The organism is Streptomyces sp. BB1-1-1, assembly GCF_031597775.1.
Lineage (GTDB): Bacteria > Actinomycetota > Actinomycetes > Streptomycetales > Streptomycetaceae > Streptomyces > Streptomyces thinghirensis.
The window spans coordinates 8,270,198-8,287,815 of the sequence record NZ_CP134203.1; the positions used below are offsets into that span (position 1 = coordinate 8,270,198).

Below are 17,618 nucleotides of genomic sequence, written 5' to 3' on the forward strand. Positions count from 1 at the left end.
GCTGACATCCGTCCCAGCGTCTGCGAGAGTATGGCCGTGAGTACTATCCGCCCCCGCCCACAGCCCGACGAGGTCGCACGCGTGACCTCAACGGCCGCGGAGCTCCTGGAAGTGCTCTGGGGCCGCGCCTCGACGGCTCCCGCCTCGGCCTCCCAGCTGCGAGTGCTGCTCATTCTCGAACACCACGAGGGCATCAACCTGCGCACTCTCGCCGACTCCCTCGCCTCTACGCCGCCCTCGACCAGCCGGCTGTGCGACCGGCTCCAGGCCACCGGGTTCGTCGACCGCGTAGTGAGCCCGTCCGACCGCCGCGAGGTGCGGCTGCACCTCAGCGATCGAGGCCGCGCGTTCCTCGACGACCTGCGCCAACGCAGGCAGCGTGAACTGCGGGCGGTACTGGACGTCATGCCCGCGGCCAAAAGGGCGGCGCTGCTCGAAGGCCTGGAAGCCTTCTGCGACGCGGCGGCAGGCCAGATACACCATGAGGCCGACTCCGAAGCCCGGTCCGCCTGAAGCGAGCGCTGCCGCGCCAGACGTCCCGGCCAGGCGCCACGTCGGCAGCCGGCGTGCGGTACAACGCCGGCCCATCGGAGCATCCCGGCCCCTTCCTCATCCACGTTTCGCCACGGGTACTTTGTTGCCTCACGACTATAGTTGTCAAACGGCAACAGTCCCTCCCCCTCTCTCGTTCAGCCACCTGGTACCCGCTAAGCCGCCGGGCAAGGCCACTGCCGCACGCCTTCACCACCGCCCGCACCCGTCACCGTCTCTCTCGCGTACCTCGCGCACGCTGTCGGCCCTCGACGCAACCGACGCCTCAGTCGGCCCGTGTTGCGTCGCGACTTGAGGTGCACGAGGCTCCGACTCGGGTCGTCGTCTTCCCTCGCCGCTTCCCTCAGCTCTCGCTGACCGCTGCCGTAACCGCGCAGGCGGCGGGCATGTCCTGCACCACCGGCCCGCGGCGGGCGCCGCACTCGGAGCATTGGTTCTGCCGCTGGCCGACGTGCGTGGCACCTTCCTCACCGGCGGGTTGCTGACCGCCGGGGCGTGTGCGGTGCTCCTCTGCGGGTGGTCACAAGATTCGCGGTACAGGACCTAGGCGCTGTTTCTCGGATCTCCTGACTTGGGCGGGGTGTTGGGGTCAGGCTGGCTTCATGGGTCGTGGGGATCTGACGAACGCGGAATGGGCTCGGCTGGAGTCGTTCTTACCTCCTGGCGGTGCGCGGGGAGGTCGGTGGAGCGATCACCGTCGGGTGATCAACGGAGTGCTCTACCGGGTGCGGACGGGGGTGCAGTGGCGGGATCTGCCGGAACGGTTCGGGCCCTGGGAGACGGTCTATAAGCGGCATCGCCGCTGGTCAGCGGATGGAACGTGGAAGATGCTGCTGTCCCGTATCCAGGCCGCCGAAGATGCCGCGGGTGGGATCGACTGGGACGTGTCGGTGGACTCGACCGCAGTGCGGGCCCATCAGCACGCCGCCGGTGCGAGGAAGAAGCCGTCGGCCCTGGATGCTCAAAAGGGGAACGGCCGGGGGACGAACCAGGTCGATCCGGTGCTGCGGAAACTGGCCTTCCGCCTGGAGGAGGTGGTCAGATCGGCGAATGCCTGGGCCGCTCCCGCGGCGGATTCACAACCAAGATCCATCTCGCCGCCGACGGACGATGCCGGCCCCTCGCCTTCGTTCTGACGCCGGGACACTACGGTGACGGCCCTCAGCTCGAGCAGGTGCTGGAGCGGATTTCCGTACCCCGATCCGGAGTGGGACGGCCCCGCAGCCGGCCCGGCCACGTGCTGGCCGACAAGGCCTACACGTCCCGAAGCAACCGGCGCTACCTGCGACGACGCGGAATCCGGCACACCATCCCCGAACGTCTCGACCAGCAAAGGCACCGGCACAACCGAGGATCTCAAGGCGGTCGGCCCATCGGATTCGACCGCGAACACTACAAGAAGCGCAACACCGTCGAACGTGCCATCAACCGACTCAAGGGCTTCCGCGCCGTCGCCACACGCTACGAGAAACGCGCCTACATCTACCTCGGCACCGTCGCCCTCGCAGCCCTCATGGTCTGGCTCCGCACATGATCCGAGAAACAGTGCCTAATGACGGGTCGAAGGGCAGCCCTCGGCGAGCGCCGTCTGGACGGCCGTCTTGATGTCGTCGCTCTGTGCGTCCGAACTCCCCGGACCGAGGTTCACCATGACCGTCGCCTGCCTGCCGTCGACCGTGGCGCCGGCCATCGTCTCGTACCCCAGGAAGTCACCCGTGTGCCCCCAGTAGAGGCCGCCGCCGGGCAGCGGCCTGCTCTCCAGCCCGAGGCCGTACGCGCGGCCGTCCGTGTTGCCCGTGGGCCGGGTCCTCATCATTTCCCGGAGTTCGGCCGGGCCCAGTAGGTCGCCTCGCAGGAGGGCGCCCAGGAACCGGTTGACGTCGGTGCCACTGGAGATCATTCCGCCCGCCGCACCCCCGACGGAGGGACTGATCCTCGTGATGTCCAGGAGCGGCGCGTCCTCGCCGGGCTGTGCGTATCCACGCGGGTGCGGGCCGGGGATCGTCGAGGTGCGCGGCACGTACGTCTCGCGCAGGTGCAGCGGTTCGATGATGCGCTCGCGGATCTCGTCGCCGTACGTGTGGCCGGTCACCTTCTCGATGATCATGCCGGCCAGCAGGTAGCCCGTGTTCGTGTACTCCCAGTCGGTGCCCGGCTCGAAGGTCGGGGGATGTTCGAGTGCCATGTCCAGGAGGTCTCGGGCATCGCGGTGGGCCAGCGGATTTTTGACGATCTCCTGCGGCTTCAAGTAGTCGAGGAAGTCGGGGAGGCCGCTGGTGTGCTGGAGCAGATGGCGGACGGTGACGACGCGTCCGTCGTTGCCGTGCCCGCGCACGACGCCGGGCAGGTAGCGCTCCACCGGAGCGTCGAGGTCGACGCGGCGCTGTCCCACCAGTTGGAGCATGGCCGTCGCCGTGAACGTCTTGGTCATGCTCCCGATCCGGAACCTGCTGTCGCGGTGCACCGGCGCCTGACTCTTCACGTTCCCGATGCCGCTGGTCAGCACTGTGCTGCCGCGTGCGTCCCGCACCTCGGCGAGGGCTCCGGGCGCGCCGTCGACGGTGGTCAGCCGCCGCAGGACTTCCCGCAGCCGGGCATGCTCGGTGGCGGTGGCGGTGGCGGACTTCGCAGTGGTGGTCGTGGCGGTGGTGCTCTCCGGGAGCGCGGCCCCCGTGACGCCGACCACCACGGCGAGTGTGAGTGTGCTGGCCAGCGTACGCTTGTGATTCGTCACGTGTACTTCCTTGACTGCCAAGGGCCATGGCTGCGGCGATGCGCCTCAAGTCCCGCCACTCTGTGCGAGCCACCGTGCCCGCCGAGCACGGGCCCGCGCGATGGGGCGGCCAACCGGATCGGTGGTCGGGTTAACCCCCCTCCCGTGACGCTGCGCGTCGAGCCGTCGTCAACAAAGGCACGACCATGCAATGCACTTACGAACAGCGCCTCGACGACGACGGGCCGGCTTGCCTCCAGCCGACTTCGCGCGCACCCGGCGCCCCTGTGGTCTCAGCTCCAGCCGAGCCTCGTGAAGTGACCTGACTCACGTCCTGTCACAGAGTCCCATAGATCGGTGTCTTGAGGCCGAACACCTGGAATCGGAGGAGGCATGATGACGGGGAACGCGCATGTGGTCGTAATCGGTGGCGGATACGCGGGCGTGATGGCCGCGAACCGGCTGATGCTGCGCGACGGCGTGACAGTGACGCTGATCAACCCGCGCCCGGACCTGGTCCATCGGGTCCGGCTGCACCAGCTGGTCGGCGGATCCGACGATGCGGTCGTCTCCTACCGGGACGTCCTGGCCGAGGGCGTCCGGGTGGTGGTCGACACCGTCACCAGGATCGACGTGGCCGGGCGCAGCGTGACACTGACGGCCGGCGGCGCGCTCGGCTACGACTACCTGATCTACGCGGTGGGCAGCGGCAGCGCCGAACCGAGCGTGCCAGGGGCGGCCGAGTTCGCCTACCCGATCGCCACGCTGGAGGGAAGCACAGCGGCTGCGCCCGGCCCTCGACGCAGCGCCCGCGACGGCCCCCGTGACAGTGGTCGGCGCCGGTCCCACCGGCATCGAGACCGCCGCCGAGCTGGCGGAGGCCGGCCGCCGGGTGACCCTGGTGTGCGGAGGTGTGCTGGGCCCGTATCTGCACAGCCGGGGCCGGCGCTCGGTCGCGAAGCGGCTGGCCAAGCTGGGTGTGACGGTCATCGACGGCTCTGACGCGACGGTGGCGGCGGTCACCCGCGAAGCCGTGCGGCTTGCCGACGGCCGTGAGCTGCCGACCGAGGTCACCGTCTGGACCGTCGGCTTCGGTGTTCCGGATCTGGCCGTCCGCAGCGGGCTGAGCACCGACGCGGTGGGGCGCCTGCTCACGGACGAGACGCTGACGAGCGTGGACGACGCGCGCATCCTGGCGGCCGGGGACTCGGCGGCACCGTCGGGCCTGCCGCTGCGGATGAGCTGTCTGAACGCGGTGCCGCTGGGCGCGCGGGCCGCCGACACCGTGCTCAGCCGACTCGCGGGTGAGCAGCCGGAGAACCTTCATCAGTCGATGTACGCCCAGTGCATCAGCCTGGGCCGAAGGGCGGGCATCTACCAGTTCGCCAACAGGTCCGACGCCGCGGTGTGGTTGCACATCGACGACGGCTTGGGCGCCAGGATCAAGGAACTGGTCTGCAAGGGCATTCCCAGGCACCTGGCCGGAGAGGCGCACAAGCCCGGTTCGTACAGGCTGCATCGCATGCCGGGAGGTGTCGCCAAGCGACGGCAGCTGCTACGCGCTCACCGCGCCGAGGCACCCGCCGCCGACCGGGCGGTCTGACCGGTGCCTGCTGCGAGGATCCTGCTGCGGACGCATACGAAGGCGGTCGGCCGCCCGAGCCGACCGCGAAGGACGAGGAGAGGGGACGAGAGATGAGCGACGGCGCCACCGACCCGGCGACCCGGACGTTCATCGCCCACCGCAACCTGCTCTTCACCGTCGCCTACGAGATGCTCGGATCGGCCGCCGACGCCGAAGACGTCGTCCAGGAAACCTGGCTGCGCTGGGTCAAGGCCGACCTGGGGCAGGTGAACGACCAGCGCGCCTACCTGGTCCGGATCACCACCCGCCAGACGCTCAACCGGCTGCGCACCATCAAGCGCCACCGGGAGGCATACGTCGGCCCCTGGCTGCCCGAGCCGCTGCTCACCGCGCCGGACGTGGCCGAGGACATCGAGCTCGCCGAGAGCGTGTCGATGGCCCTGATGCTCGTCCTCGAGGCGCTGTCACCGGTGGAACGCGCCGTGTTCGTGCTGCGCGAGGTCTTCGACATCGGCTACGACGAGATAGCGGCCGCCGTCGACAAGAGCCCCGCAGCCGTCCGTCAGATCGCCCACCGCGCCTGCCGGCACGTCGACGCCCGCCGCCCCCGCCGAGTGGTCTCCCCGAACGAGGGCCAGGCGGTCCTGGAGTCGTTCCAGCACGCCGTCGAAACCGGGGACCCGCAGGCCCTCCTTGAGATACTCGCCCCTGGTGTCGTCCTGATGAGCGACGGCGGCGGCATCAAACACGCCGCGCTGCGGCCGGTCACCGGCGCCGAGCGCGTGGCCCGTATGTTCGCCGGGGGCGTGGGCAAGTTCGAAGGCACGTTCTCCACCGAACCGACCCTGGTCAACGGCAACCCGGCACTCCTCGTCCGCCTGGACGGCGAGATCGACGGCGTCATGGCGATCGGCGTCGAGGACGGCCGCATCACCGGCCTCTACTACGTTCGCAACCCGGAGAAACTCTCCCACATCACATCCGAGGCCCCGCTCACCCTGCGGTGAACACCAGGGGCCGCTTCGGCCACGAGCCCTGCTCCAGCTGACCCACCAGGGAGATAACCGATGAGCCATGCAAGCAAGCGAAGGGGAGGATTCATGAAGGCAGTGCGTTACCACTCCTACGGCGGCAGCGACGTGCTCGTCCACGAGGAGGCAGACCGGCCGGTGCCAGGTGCGGGTCAAGTAGTGGTGCAGGTGGCCGGCACCTCGTACAACGACGCGGACTCCGGCCTCCGCGCGGGATTGCGACAGGACCTGATCCCACTGGCCTTCCCGCACGTTCCCGGCCTCGACCTGTCCGGAGTCATCACCGAGGTCGGCGAGGGCGTGCCCAACTGGAGCGTGGGGGACGCGGTGGTCGCGCTTCTGCCGGCGACCGCGCCCGGCGCGGCCGCCGAATACGTCGCCGCCTCCGCCGAGGCGCTGGCCACCGCTCCCCGCACCGTCGAGCTGGCCGACGCCGCGGCCCTGCCCCTCGTCGGGCTGACGGCATGGCAGGCCCTGTTCGAACACGCCGACCTCAAGCCCGGGCAGAACATCCTGATCAACGGCGCAGGCAGCGCAGTGGGCGGGTACGCCGTCCAGCTTGCCGCGCAGTCCGGTGCCACCGTGACCGCGACCGCCGGTGCGCGCAGCCGCGACCGTGTCCGCTCCTACGGCGCGGACCGGATCGTCGACTACGCCGTGACCCCCGTTGTGCAGGCGCTGACTGGGCAGCACTTCGACGTGGTGCTGCAACTGGCTCCCGCCGGCCCCGAGGAGAACGCGCAGCTGGTGGACCTGGTCGCCGACGGCGGAGCCTTCGTCAGCGTCACCACTCCCGGCCCGCAGGATGCCGGGCGCGGGGTGCGCACAGTACACGTGTTCGCGCGCAGCGACGTCGCCCAGCTCGCCGAGCTGGCCGCCCGGGCCGAGGGCGGAGACCTGGCCGAGCGGCTGCGCGCCGACCAGGCCGCGGTCCGCGCCCCGGCTGCCGCCGGAGACCTGGCCGGCAAGACCGTCCTGACCCCCTGACCCGAGCGACGCGGGCACCGGCCCGGCGACCGTGACCTGACGTCACCGGGCGACCGGCAGCCCCGAGAAGCTCCGGCCGTGGACGGGGTGGGCCACAGCGCTGGAACCGAACCTGCTCGACCGCACCCTTGACCAGATGCCCGACGGCCAGGGCATCGGCGCCGCCCACCCTCCACCGACTCCGGAACATCGCACCAGTGCTCCGGAGACGTGTACCTCGGGCTTGCTTCTCGGGCCGAGCCTCAGCTCTTGGTCAGGGTGCGGTCGAGAAGGGGCAGCAGGCGGTCCCAGTGAAGCCGCAGTGCGGCGGCGTTGAAGGCATCGGTGTCGGACATGGTGAAGCCGTGGACGGTGCCGGGGTAGATCTCGGAGGTGTAGCCGACGCCTGCCTCGTCCAGTGCCTGGTTGAGCTCGCTGAGGGCCTCGGGCGTCAAGTCGCTCTCGGCGTGGCCGAAATGCACCTCGGCGGTGATCTTGGAGAGGTTCTCGGGTCCGTCGACTCCCACCGGCCCGTGGAATGCCGCGAGTGCGGCTACCTGGCCGGGGTGGGCCGCGGCGGTGCGCGTCGCCAGGAGTCCGCCGATGCAGTAGCCGGTCACCGCGACCGGCCCGGCGCTGACCTCTGGCTGAGAGGTGAGGAACTTGAGATAGGCGTCGGCGTCGCTCAGGACGCGTTCTTTGGTGTGCGCCTCGATCAGGGGCATCAGCTGGGCAAAGAGCGCCGGCCGGACCTCTTCTCCAATGTGCTCGGGAAGTTCGATCACCGGTGCCGGACCGTGCCGGTAGAAGAGGTTGGGCACGAGTACGTAGTATCCGTGCCCGGCCAGTCCGAGGGCCATCTCCCGCAGCACGGGCCGGATCCCGAAGCCGTCCGCGTACATGAGCACCCCTGAGTGCCGCCCCTCACCACTGGGGAAGGCAGCGAACGCGTCGGCCTGGCCGTCCGCGGTGGGAATCTGCAACATCTTGGTGGGCATGACGAATTCTCCTGTCGTGGTTGATGTGTGTCGAGCCTGTGATCAACACGACGGAGGCGGAGCCCGCGCAGCAGCGCAAGATCCTCGATGCAACAGCGGGCCGGCACCGGCCCGTACGGCGCTCAGAAGAGCACCGGGTCACCAATCCGTGTGTGGCGCAATGCCGTCCCGGTAGTCATGACTGCACAACGTAGCCCACCACAAGAAGCCGATGCCAGCCCACCAGCCCCACAGTGGTGTTCGCGGGCGGTCGGCAACTGGCTCTTCTCGCCTCCCAGAAGATGAGATGGGCGGACTACCTCGCCGCCTGCGCAGCCACGGAACAGTGAGTCCTTGCGCTTTACGTCGTCGCACTGAAGGGCAGACGGCCTGACGCGGGGGTAAAGCACGCACCGCCGCTCATGAGGCTGGGAAGCTCACTGGCGTCTTGCTTCGGCCTGCGCGGACGGCGGCCAGCAGGGCTGCGAAAGCGACCAGAGTCAGTAGGGACAGGGCCCACACGCCGCCTCGGAAGCCGCTTGTGCCGCCGGAGCCCAGGGTCCAGCCGAGTGCGGCCAGGGCCGGCCCCAGGGTGGTTCCCAGGGTGCGGGCCAGATTGGTGAGACCGCCGACGGTTCCGGCGTGGTTGTCAGGGGTCGCGTCCAGGATCGCGGTCATATTCGGGGAGTTGAACAGGGCCATCCCGATGCCCAGAAGCACCATGCGCCAGGCCAGGTCGGTCAAGCCTGCGTCCGGGGCAAGGGTGAGCATCGGCAGGAGAGCCGCGACTGTCAGAGCGCCGCCCCATGCGGCTACCGGCAGAGGGCGGAAGCGGTCGGCCAGCAGTCCGGCCAGCGGCGTTATCAGTGCACTGGTGGCGATGAAGAAGACCAGGGCGGTACTCAGGAGCCCGGGGCCGCGGTGCATCACGTCGCTGATGAAGAACGGCAGGAGGAAGGTGATCAGGCCAATGACCGAGGCGTTGAGCGTCAGCGCCAGCGTGGGCCATCCCAGTGGACCGCGGCGCAGGAGCATGAGGACTGGCCGGGAGGTGTCCAGGCGTGTCCATCCCGCAGCCAGGGCGAGGGCGAGGACGGCGAAGACTGTTGCCCAGGCAGGGCGGTGTCCGCTCTGTTCGATCGCCAGCAGGGCAGCGGTGACCGCGGCCCCGACGAGCAGCACGTCCCCCGCCAGTGCTCGCCCCGCCGGCCTCGAGTTGTCCGCGGCCCGGGCGCGGGCGGGCACGGTGAGCAGGCCCAGCACGGCGGCGGCCAGCAGCAGGGGCGCTTTGGCCCAGATCACCGCACGCCATCCGTAGGCGTCGGCCAGCCAGCCGCCGAGAGGTGCGACGGCGATACTGCCGACCATCATGATCGTGGCGTGGTAGCTCATGGCCCGGCCGCGCTGGCCCGGCCGTACGGCCAGAGGCACCACCGGCAGATAGACGGCGAGGTAGGCGGCCGCCGCGACTCCCTGGAGCACCCGGGCGAGTAGGAGAAGCCAGAACTGCGGAGCGGCGGAGGCCAGCACACTGGCGGCGGCGACCAGAATCAGGGAGGCGGCGAACACGGGCCGGGGGTCACTGCGGTCGACCCAGCGGCCGGCGGGCAGGGCCAGTGCGGCCAGGGGCAGTTGGTAGGCCAGTAGCACCCACGCTGTCGCACCGCCGGTGACGTCCAGGTCGGCGGCGATGAGCGGCAGCGCGAAAGCAGCCATGCTCAACTCGCTGGCCACCAGCAGCGTGGCCAGCGCGGAGACGGCAACCGTCGCCCATCGCGTGCGCCCCGCAGCCGCGCCCTCGCCGGCGTCCGAACCATCGGTGCCGGCGGTTTTCTTCTCCGGTTCGCTGGGGTTGACCATCCTCAGAAAGTACAATGACGATGGCAGAAAGGTAATACCCGTATTGCAGATAAGGGGAGTGTGCGTGTCTGCACCGACCGGTGTGCCGCGGGGCCGCGTCGCCAAGCGTGAAGCCATCACCACGGCGGCCCGTGCCGTGTTCGGCCGTGAAGGATTCACCGCCGCCGGCATCGAGACCATCGCCGCCGAGGCGGAGGTGTCCACCCGCACCATCTACAACCACTTCAGGGGTAAAGAGGAGCTGTTCGCCGCAGTCATCGAGGACAGCTCCACACGGGTGGCCGACGTCCTGGTCGACCTCGCCCAACGGCACCTGGGACCCGTGAGCGAAGAGCACCGCCTGGAGGCGGCCCTGCTCGCCCTGGCCACGGCCTGGAACAGGCCGCGTGCCGAGTTCGCCGACCACTTCGCCGTCGTACGCCGGATGCGGGCCGAGGCGGGACACCTGCCGCGCGGCCTGCTCCAGGCGTGGGACCGGTCCGGACCGCAGCGCACCCAACGCGAACTGGCCCACCAACTGCGCCGCCTGGCCGACCTCGGGATCCTGGACGTGGATGATGCCGCCTTGGCGGCCGACCACTATCTCCTGCTGACCTCCGGTGCGGTGTCCGAGCGCAGCCATCATGGTGCCGCGCCGCTGTCCGGCCCGGTCCGTACCGCGCTCATCACCGCCGGGGTGCGGGCGTTCCTCCACGGCTACCAGCCTCAAACGGGTTGCTGAGAAGACAACAAGTCAGCTACTACGGCAGCTGGTCGATACGGCAAGAAGGGCAGGCAGTTGACGACGACACCTCACCTCGGTGCGCTGAACGAGTTCTGCTGGATGGACGTCAAGACGCACGACGTACCGGGCACGGCAGCCTTCTTCTCCGCTGTGCTGGGCTGGCGGTTCGCCGTGGACGAAAGCGACTGGCGCCGCGCGATCAAGATCTTCGTCGACGGTCATCAGATCGGCGGCGTGAGCGACCTCAGCTCTCCGATCTATCCGCCGGGCACTCCTGCGCACATCGCCTACTACCTCGCCGTCGATGACGTCGAGGCCCGCACGGAAGCCGCCATCGCGGCGGGTGCCCAACTCGTGCTCGCGCCTTTCGACGCCGGGGGCCAGGGCCGCATCGCCACCCTGATCGATCCCATGGGCGCGGCCTTCTCCCTGTGGCAGACGCCCCCTTCCAACCGATGGTCTCCGTCGACGCGTACACCACAGCGCATGGTCCTTGCCTGCCCCCGCCCCGAGCAGGCTCGCCGCTTCTACCGGGACGTGCTCGACACAGTGCCCAGCTGCGCGGACTTCGTCCCGCTGCACGGCCCCGAGGAGCACGCAGCCTGCTGGGAGCTCGTCGTCGCCGTTGACGATCCGGAAGCCATAGCTGGCCGTGCACGCGTTCTGGGACACGGAATGCCGGACGGGCAAGATACCGTCGGCGAGCAGCGTCTGACCAGCCTGGACGGACTGACGTTCCGCATCCGGGCTGTTGCCACGTGAACCGCCGGGCAGGCGACTGCCAAAAGCCGGTGCGCGGCGCGCGGTGCCGGTTGATGGCCGAAGGTCAGGCCGCGGCACCGTGCTCGGGGTGCGCGGCGTCAAGGCGGGTGCGGAGGGTGGCGGCGAAGTCTTCGGCGCGGGTCAGCTGGATGCGCAGCTTTTCGATCTCGCGGCTGGCGTCCTGTTCGTAGGTCCGCACCCGCTCCAGGAGTGCCTCGCGCTCGGCGCCGTCAGCCGTGTCGGCGTGGTCGAGGCGGTCGGTGGCGTCGAGGAGGTCGCGCATTTGCTCCAGGGAGAAGCCCAGCGGTTTCATGCGGCGGATGACCATGAGCCGCTGTACATCGGACTCCGTGTAGAGGCGGAATCCGCCCTGGGAGCGGGCGGAGGGGCTGACCAGCCCGGTCTCCTCGTAGTGCCGGATGGTGCGCAGGGACAGCTCCGTCCGCGCGGCGACCTCGCCGATCTGCATGTGCCTGCCGTCCACGCCCGTGTCCCTGGCCCTTCTCCTCGTGGCGGACCGAGTTCCGTGCGGCCCTGCCGATCTCTACTCTAACGTTAAGGTAGAGTTATCCGTGGTGAGGGCGGCCCGGCTGCCCCGCTGTTGCCGTCCCGGGGCCGACGACGCCCCCAACGAAGATCCGACTTCTTGCAGGAGAGAGCGTGCGTGAGCCCATGACGCCGATCGCCGCCGCCTGCCCGCCGTGACCCTTCGCTCCCGGGCGTGAGCCGCCGGCCGCCCGTGGGCGCCGCCCCACCTCACGTCCCCTCTTTTCGGCTTCCGGCCCGCTCCGTGGGCCGTCCGCGAGGTGCCGGCCCGGCCCTCCGCGCGTCCTTCCCGCACGCCCCCGGCCTGACATAGGGGCGTGCCCGAGCACGACAGGTACGCATCCTCTTGTCTTCTGCTGCTGTGACTCCCGCCGCGCGACTGCGCGGCCTCGAACCGGACTGGCTGAACAACCCGAAGGTCTGGCGCACCGAGGTTCTGGCCGGCTTGGTCGTCGCCCTCGCGCTGATCCCCGAGGCGATCTCGTTCTCGATCATCGCTGGTGTCGACCCCGCGGTCGGCCTGTTCGCCTCGTTCACCATGGCCGTGGTCATCTCGATCGTCGGCGGACGCCGGGCGATGATCTCCGCCGCCACCGGCGCCAACGCCCTCGTGATCGCCCCGCTGAATCACGAATACGGCCTGGGCTACCTGATCGCCGCTGTCATCCTCGCCGGTGTCATTCAAGTCGTGCTTGGCGCACTCGGGGTGGCGAAGCTGATGCGGTTCGTGCCGCGATCGGTGATGGTGGGCTTCGTCAACGCCCTGGCGATCCTGATCTTCATGGCTCAGGTGCCCGAGATGCACCACGTGCCCTGGGCGGTGTACCCGCTGATCATCGGCGGTCTCGCGCTGATGGTGTTCTTCCCGAAGGTCACCAAGGTGATCCCGGCCCCGCTCGTCTCGATCGCCATCCTCACCGTCATCACGGTCGCGGCCGGCATCGCGGTGCCGACCGTGGGCGACAAGGGGGCCCTGCCGTCCTCTCTGCCGGTACCCGGCCTGCCGGACGTGCCGTTCACCCTGGACACCCTGACGACGATCGCCCCGTACGCGTTCGCGATGGCGCTGGTGGGCCTGATGGAGTCCCTGATGACCGCCAAGCTGGTCGACGACATCACCGACACCCACTCCTCCAAGACCCGCGAGTCCATCGGCCAGGGCGTTGCCAACATCGTCACCGGCTTCTTCGGCGGCATGGGCGGCTGCGCCATGATCGGCCAGACGATGATCAACGTGAAGGTGTCCGGCGCCCGCACCCGGGTCTCGACGTTCCTCGCCGGCGGCTTCCTCATGGTCCTGTGCATCGCCTTCGGGCCGGTCGTGTCCGACATTCCCATGGCGGCCCTGGTCGCCGTCATGGTCATGGTGTCCTTCGCGACCTTCGACTGGCACTCCATCGCGCCCAAGACCCTCAAGCGGATGCCTGCCGGGGAGATCGCCGTGATGGTCATCACCGTGACTGCGGTGGTCGCCACCCACAACCTCGCCATCGGAGTCGTCGTCGGCACGATCACTGCCATGGTCATCTTCGCCAAACGCGTCGCCCACCTCGCCCACGTCACCGCCGTCACCGACCCCGACGGCAGCACGGTCGTCTACCGGGTCACCGGCGAGCTGTTCTTCGCCTCCTCCAACGACCTCGTCGGCCAGTTCGACTACGCCGGCGACCCGACAAGGGTCGTCGTCGACCTCTCCGCCGCCCACATCTGGGACGCCTCCTCCGTCGCCGCTCTCGACGCGATCGAGACGAAGTACAAGCAGCGCGGCAAGAGTGTCCAGATCACTGGTCTGAACGACCCCAGCGCCGACCTCCACGGCAAGCTCACCGGCGAACTCGCCGGCAGCCACTGACCCTCGCGCCCGCACGAACACAGTCCGCACGAACACAGCGGAGGGTCCCGGCCCGACAGGCCGGGGCCCTCCCGTACCGTCCTGGCGCTCTACTCCGGCGAAGGGCCGCAGTGGTGGCTCGGTTCGCGACGAACCCGCGAACAAAGCCTGGGTAGTTGCCGAAGGCCCACAGGTTGGGACCCTTCGACGGAGACGAGGAACGGTGGCGCCTGACCTCGTCGTCGGTGCCGGTCAACCGCGAGGTCAGCCTGCGCGGACTGCCCGACCGGCTGGTCGCCGAGCTCCTCTATTGCCTCCAGATCCGCACCGCCCGGGAGGCGAAGACCAAGGATCACCGGATGCGGCACATCAGCGATCAGTTGCGCCTGCTCCAAGTCCCCAGCCTGGAGACGCTGGGAGAGGACGACCTGGTCCGCGCGGGGATGGACGATGACCTGAGAATGATCATCCGCGCTTCTGCGACCGGGTCGCGTTCCTCGCCGAGGCCGGCGTCTTCGGGGCTCACCACCGGGTCAGCGTGATCCCGGCTGGGCCGTCGTCCGCCGATCGCGAAGGCGACCGCCGCCGTGATCACTGCACAGCAGGAATGGGTACGCGATCGATTCCCCGGCACTCCGGCCGGCCAGCTCAAGCTGCTGCCGAGCCCGGTGGCCAACCCGGAAGGAACGAGGCCGATCGGCTCGATCGGTGATGCCCATCGGGCCTGGGTCAACGCTCTGCCCGACATCATGATTCCGGTCGTCGTCGAGGTCGACGGGCAGTTGGTGACGAAGCTGCTGCCGGAGGCTGCCGTGATTCCTGCCATGCGTGACGGCCGTCAGGCCGACACCGAGCGGCGCCGCCAGCGGGTCGCAACCGCGGTGAAGAACGCCGCGAGGAACGGCACGCCAATCAGCGTCTCGGCCATCGCCCGGCAAGCCGGAGCCGATCGCAGCTTCTCATATCGTCACCGCGACCTGCTCGAAATCGTCCATGCGGCCGAGCTCGAACCGACGGCTCAGGACCCGGCTGGCACCTCGCCGGTGAACCGGGCCTCGCTCCAGCCGATCTCGCGAACGCCCAGTCCCGCACCACCCGCCTGGCCGCCCGCGTCCAGCAGTTGGAGAAGCGGCTGTCACAGGTGCTGGGTGCTCAGGCGCGGCAAGAGCCGGGACTGGGAGCCCCAGCTGATATCGACGAACTCCAACGGAAACGCGGCTGACGCAGAAGCCATTGTCCTGCCGTGCGGCCATCGACCCGGATAGGGCTGGCCCGGCCGGCCTTCCCGCCGACAACAGCCCTGTGGTAGGACACCGAGCATGCTGCGGCGTCGAGCCAAAATAATCATCAGCGAGTACATCGCGCACTACGGACCCGACCGCTACGGCCGCATTGGCTGGCCGGCTGAAGCAGAGGGGTTGGACGTACAGGGCGTTGATGCCCGGATGCGCGAGCTACTGCGCGAGGTGGAGTCGAGAAGTGCGCTCGACGAGACCAAGGCGGCACATTATCTTCGCGAGGCGGCTGCCGTAGTCGAATTTGTCGCTGCTGATATCTCCAGGATCATGGCTGAGATTGACGCGAAACACGGCCAGGTATTTCGCACCGCTGCCATTATTTCTGGCGAGGATTACAGTGCATATATGAGGCTCCTCATGGAACGTCAGCATCTTCAGGAGGCTCGTCGTTCCTCGTCTGGCCTCCGGTCTCTTGCCAGGAAGTTCGACCGGCGGCGCTAGGCGCTGTTTCTCGGATCTCCTGACTTGGGCGGGGTGTTGGGGTCAGGCTGGCTTCATGGGTCGTGGGGATCTGACGAACGCGGAATGGGCTCGGCTGGAGTCGTTCTTACCTCCTGGCGGTGCGCGGGGAGGTCGGTGGAGCGATCACCGTCGGGTGATCAACGGAGTGCTCTACCGGGTGCGGACGGGGGTGCAGTGGCGGGATCTGCCGGAACGGTTCGGGCCCTGGGAGACGGTCTATAAGCGGCATCGCCGCTGGTCAGCGGATGGAACGTGGAAGATGCTGCTGTCCCGTATCCAGGCCGCCGAAGATGCCGCGGGTGGGATCGACTGGGACGTGTCGGTGGACTCGACCGCAGTGCGGGCCCATCAGCACGCCGCCGGTGCGAGGAAGAAGCCGTCGGCCCTGGATGCTCAAAAGGGGAACGGCCGGGGGACGAACCAGGTCGATCCGGTGCTGCGGAAACTGGCCTTCCGCCTGGAGGAGGTGGTCAGATCGGCGAATGCCTGGGCCGCTCCCGCGGCGGATTCACAACCAAGATCCATCTCGCCGCCGACGGACGATGCCGGCCCCTCGCCTTCGTTCTGACGCCGGGACACTACGGTGACGGCCCTCAGCTCGAGCAGGTGCTGGAGCGGATTTCCGTACCCCGATCCGGAGTGGGACGGCCCCGCAGCCGGCCCGGCCACGTGCTGGCCGACAAGGCCTACACGTCCCGAAGCAACCGGCGCTACCTGCGACGACGCGGAATCCGGCACACCATCCCCGAACGTCTCGACCAGCAAAGGCACCGGCACAACCGAGGATCTCAAGGCGGTCGGCCCATCGGATTCGACCGCGAACACTACAAGAAGCGCAACACCGTCGAACGTGCCATCAACCGACTCAAGGGCTTCCGCGCCGTCGCCACACGCTACGAGAAACGCGCCTACATCTACCTCGGCACCGTCGCCCTCGCAGCCCTCATGGTCTGGCTCCGCACATGATCCGAGAAACAGTGCCTAGTGTCTCGTAATCCTGTTTGCATCACTTCGAGTTGTTTGCGAGGAGCTTTTGACGTTGGTCTGGACGAGACGGACCTTCGCCAGGATCTCTTCGGCGGTTGCGGTCCAGCTCCTCACGCGGCCTCATCAGCGACGGCACCCGGATCTCCAGCCCGGAGACGACACGAAGTGCTGCCTCTGTTGAGTGACCTTCAGTTCCGGTCGTCGAGTCGAGACCACTCGAAGGTGCGGTGGCGCCACACATGTTGCACGCGGCAGTGTCGATCGCACCGGCGCTGAGCTGCACGAAGTGTTCTCCACTCGCCTCGCGCCACACGGTTACCCCCAGAGAAGACGGCAGGCTGGCTCTACGCCAGTGACGCGTGCGGGACTGGCGCACCTCACGGGACAGGCCGCCGCCGTTCGAGCCGATGACCAGACCACCGTTCTCCTGATCCGCGCCGATCAGCGGGTGTCACCACCGGCACTGACCGGCGCGAGCGTACGCCGGGCCTCAGCCCGCGTCGGAGCTGCGCGCGGTGAGGATGCGGACGGTGCGTTCACCGGTGTGGCCGTCCCGTCCGTGCCAGCAGCGGTAGTTGTCGAGGACCAGGATGTCGCCCTCGTCGAGAGGGAAGCGCGGGAGCGACGGTTCGATGCCGTGCACGGCGGCGGTCAGGCGGGCGAGCTGGGTGCGGATGTGTTCGATGTCGGGGTCGCGGTGGATCGGCACGGCGCCGTCCGTGCGGCGCACGATGCGCCGTCCGGTCCGTGTGTACTCGACGTGCCGCCCGATCCGGGGGTTCGCCGGGAGCCCGCGCAGATCCGCCCACGCGCCGTACAGATCGACGTCCGAGCCGGTGAGAAAGGCGTGGAGAGCGGGGTCGGTCGAGGCGAGACCGTCGACGAAGGCGTAGGCGTCCAGTGCGAAGGAGTCGCCCCCGTGGGGTGCCGGCCGTGTGCACTGGACGAGGACGTGGTCCTCGTCGGGGTGTCGACGCCGGTGGGGTACGCCGCCGATGTCGACGACGATGTCGAAGCTGTCTGCGTGCAGGTGGACCGGCGTGCCTTCGCGTGAGGTGCGGACCCGGTGCGGGTACAGCTCGCGGAGGCGGTCGCCGATGACTTGGGCCGCGGCGACCACCAAGGCGTCGGAGGTGTTCTCGTGGCCGGTGAGGATCACCGCCCCGTCGCGGGCGAGCAGTTCGCGCGCTTCGCGAACGCGTCCGTGAGGGACGCGGGTGGGGACGATGCCTGGGCCGGAGGCGAGGACGTCCTGTGGAGGGTGGGAATGAGCGTGTGTGTGCATGGCTCCAGGCTGCCCGTCAGGGGTGGGTTCTTCGCTGCG

Annotated in this window: 16 protein-coding genes and 1 pseudogene; 12 read left to right on the top strand and 5 right to left on the bottom strand. The window is 68.9% G+C overall.

Annotated features, from left to right (window positions below; genetic code table 11):
• The first annotated feature begins 30 nt into the window (after positions 1-30).
• Positions 31-513: a MarR family transcriptional regulator gene (locus RI578_RS37990; protein ID WP_310875343.1), complete on the top strand. Its 483-nt coding sequence runs from the start codon at positions 31-33 to the stop codon at positions 511-513.
• A gap of 641 nt (positions 514-1,154) precedes the next feature.
• Positions 1,155-2,086 (top strand): IS5 family transposase gene (locus RI578_RS37995; RefSeq protein ID WP_399062789.1). Its coding sequence is split into 2 segments (ribosomal slippage): positions 1,155-1,533 and positions 1,533-2,086, totalling 933 coding nucleotides; the frame shifts between segments, so codons are not numbered across the junction.
• A gap of 15 nt (positions 2,087-2,101) precedes the next feature.
• On the opposite strand, the gene RI578_RS38000 is transcribed toward RI578_RS37995, so the two are convergent.
• Entirely contained in the window at positions 2,102-3,286 is a 1,185-nt protein-coding gene (locus RI578_RS38000) for a serine hydrolase domain-containing protein (RefSeq protein WP_310875344.1), read from the bottom strand.
• 375 nt (positions 3,287-3,661) lie between these two features.
• Between RI578_RS38000 and RI578_RS38005 the strand changes: the two are divergent.
• From RI578_RS38005 to RI578_RS38015, 3 genes and pseudogenes are all read left to right on the top strand, one after another.
• A pseudogene (locus RI578_RS38005) lies at positions 3,662-4,868 on the top strand (NAD(P)/FAD-dependent oxidoreductase).
• A 92-nt stretch (positions 4,869-4,960) separates the two neighbouring features.
• Positions 4,961-5,857, top strand: coding sequence for an RNA polymerase sigma-70 factor (locus tag RI578_RS38010; RefSeq protein ID WP_310875345.1), 897 nt, complete (start codon positions 4,961-4,963; stop codon positions 5,855-5,857).
• Positions 5,858-5,950: 93 nt separating this feature from the next.
• The gene (locus RI578_RS38015) at positions 5,951-6,868 is read left to right on the top strand and encodes an NADP-dependent oxidoreductase (protein ID WP_310875346.1); all 918 of its coding nucleotides are present in this window, start codon (positions 5,951-5,953) and stop codon (positions 6,866-6,868) included.
• A 242-nt stretch (positions 6,869-7,110) separates the two neighbouring features.
• Here the strand turns inward: RI578_RS38015 and RI578_RS38020 are convergent, their stop codons facing one another.
• Together RI578_RS38020 and RI578_RS38025 are read right to left on the bottom strand one after the other, a co-directional pair.
• Positions 7,111-7,845, bottom strand: a complete 735-nt coding sequence (locus tag RI578_RS38020) for a dienelactone hydrolase family protein (protein WP_310875347.1) — start codon at positions 7,843-7,845, stop codon at positions 7,111-7,113.
• Between the two features lie 399 nt (positions 7,846-8,244).
• Positions 8,245-9,684, bottom strand: a complete 1,440-nt coding sequence (locus tag RI578_RS38025) for an MFS transporter (protein ID WP_310875348.1) — start codon at positions 9,682-9,684, stop codon at positions 8,245-8,247.
• 64 nt (positions 9,685-9,748) lie between these two features.
• Here RI578_RS38025 and RI578_RS38030 point away from each other — a divergent pair, with 64 nt between their 5' ends.
• Both RI578_RS38030 and RI578_RS38035 read left to right on the top strand, forming a co-directional pair.
• Positions 9,749-10,405 (top strand): helix-turn-helix domain-containing protein, encoded by a 657-nt coding sequence (locus tag RI578_RS38030; RefSeq protein ID WP_310875349.1) that lies wholly within the window; start codon positions 9,749-9,751, stop codon positions 10,403-10,405.
• A 102-nt stretch (positions 10,406-10,507) separates the two neighbouring features.
• Positions 10,508-11,170 (top strand): VOC family protein, encoded by a 663-nt coding sequence (locus RI578_RS38035; RefSeq protein ID WP_310875350.1) that lies wholly within the window; start codon positions 10,508-10,510, stop codon positions 11,168-11,170.
• A 64-nt stretch (positions 11,171-11,234) separates the two neighbouring features.
• On the opposite strand, the gene RI578_RS38040 is transcribed toward RI578_RS38035, so the two are convergent.
• On the bottom strand, positions 11,235-11,654 hold the full coding sequence (locus tag RI578_RS38040; protein ID WP_310875351.1) for a MerR family transcriptional regulator: 420 nt from the start codon (positions 11,652-11,654) through the stop codon (positions 11,235-11,237).
• Between the two features lie 408 nt (positions 11,655-12,062).
• On the opposite strand from RI578_RS38040, the gene RI578_RS38045 reads away from it, so the two are divergent.
• The 5 genes from RI578_RS38045 to RI578_RS38065 all read left to right on the top strand — a co-directional run bounded on the left by RI578_RS38045 (position 12,063) and on the right by RI578_RS38065 (position 16,273).
• Positions 12,063-13,568 carry a SulP family inorganic anion transporter gene (locus RI578_RS38045; protein WP_310875352.1) on the top strand — a complete coding sequence of 502 codons (1,506 nt, stop codon included), beginning with the start codon at positions 12,063-12,065 and terminating at the stop codon, positions 13,566-13,568.
• 173 nt (positions 13,569-13,741) lie between these two features.
• Entirely contained in the window at positions 13,742-14,089 is a 348-nt protein-coding gene (locus RI578_RS38050) for a hypothetical protein (RefSeq protein WP_310875353.1), read from the top strand.
• A 45-nt stretch (positions 14,090-14,134) separates the two neighbouring features.
• Positions 14,135-14,812 carry a hypothetical protein gene (locus RI578_RS38055; RefSeq protein WP_310875354.1) on the top strand — a complete coding sequence of 226 codons (678 nt, stop codon included), beginning with the start codon at positions 14,135-14,137 and terminating at the stop codon, positions 14,810-14,812.
• A gap of 54 nt (positions 14,813-14,866) precedes the next feature.
• Positions 14,867-15,286 carry a hypothetical protein gene (locus RI578_RS38060; protein ID WP_310875355.1) on the top strand — a complete coding sequence of 140 codons (420 nt, stop codon included), beginning with the start codon at positions 14,867-14,869 and terminating at the stop codon, positions 15,284-15,286.
• Between the two features lie 55 nt (positions 15,287-15,341).
• Positions 15,342-16,273, top strand: a protein-coding gene (locus RI578_RS38065; RefSeq protein WP_399062789.1) for an IS5 family transposase whose coding sequence is annotated in 2 segments (ribosomal slippage) — positions 15,342-15,720 and positions 15,720-16,273 — 933 coding nt in all. Because the reading frame shifts where the segments join, the coding sequence is not laid out codon by codon here.
• Between the two features lie 511 nt (positions 16,274-16,784).
• Here the strand turns inward: RI578_RS38065 and RI578_RS38070 are convergent.
• Positions 16,785-17,579, bottom strand: a complete 795-nt coding sequence (locus tag RI578_RS38070) for a TauD/TfdA family dioxygenase (RefSeq protein WP_310875356.1) — start codon at positions 17,577-17,579, stop codon at positions 16,785-16,787.
• Positions 17,580-17,618 lie beyond the last annotated feature (39 nt).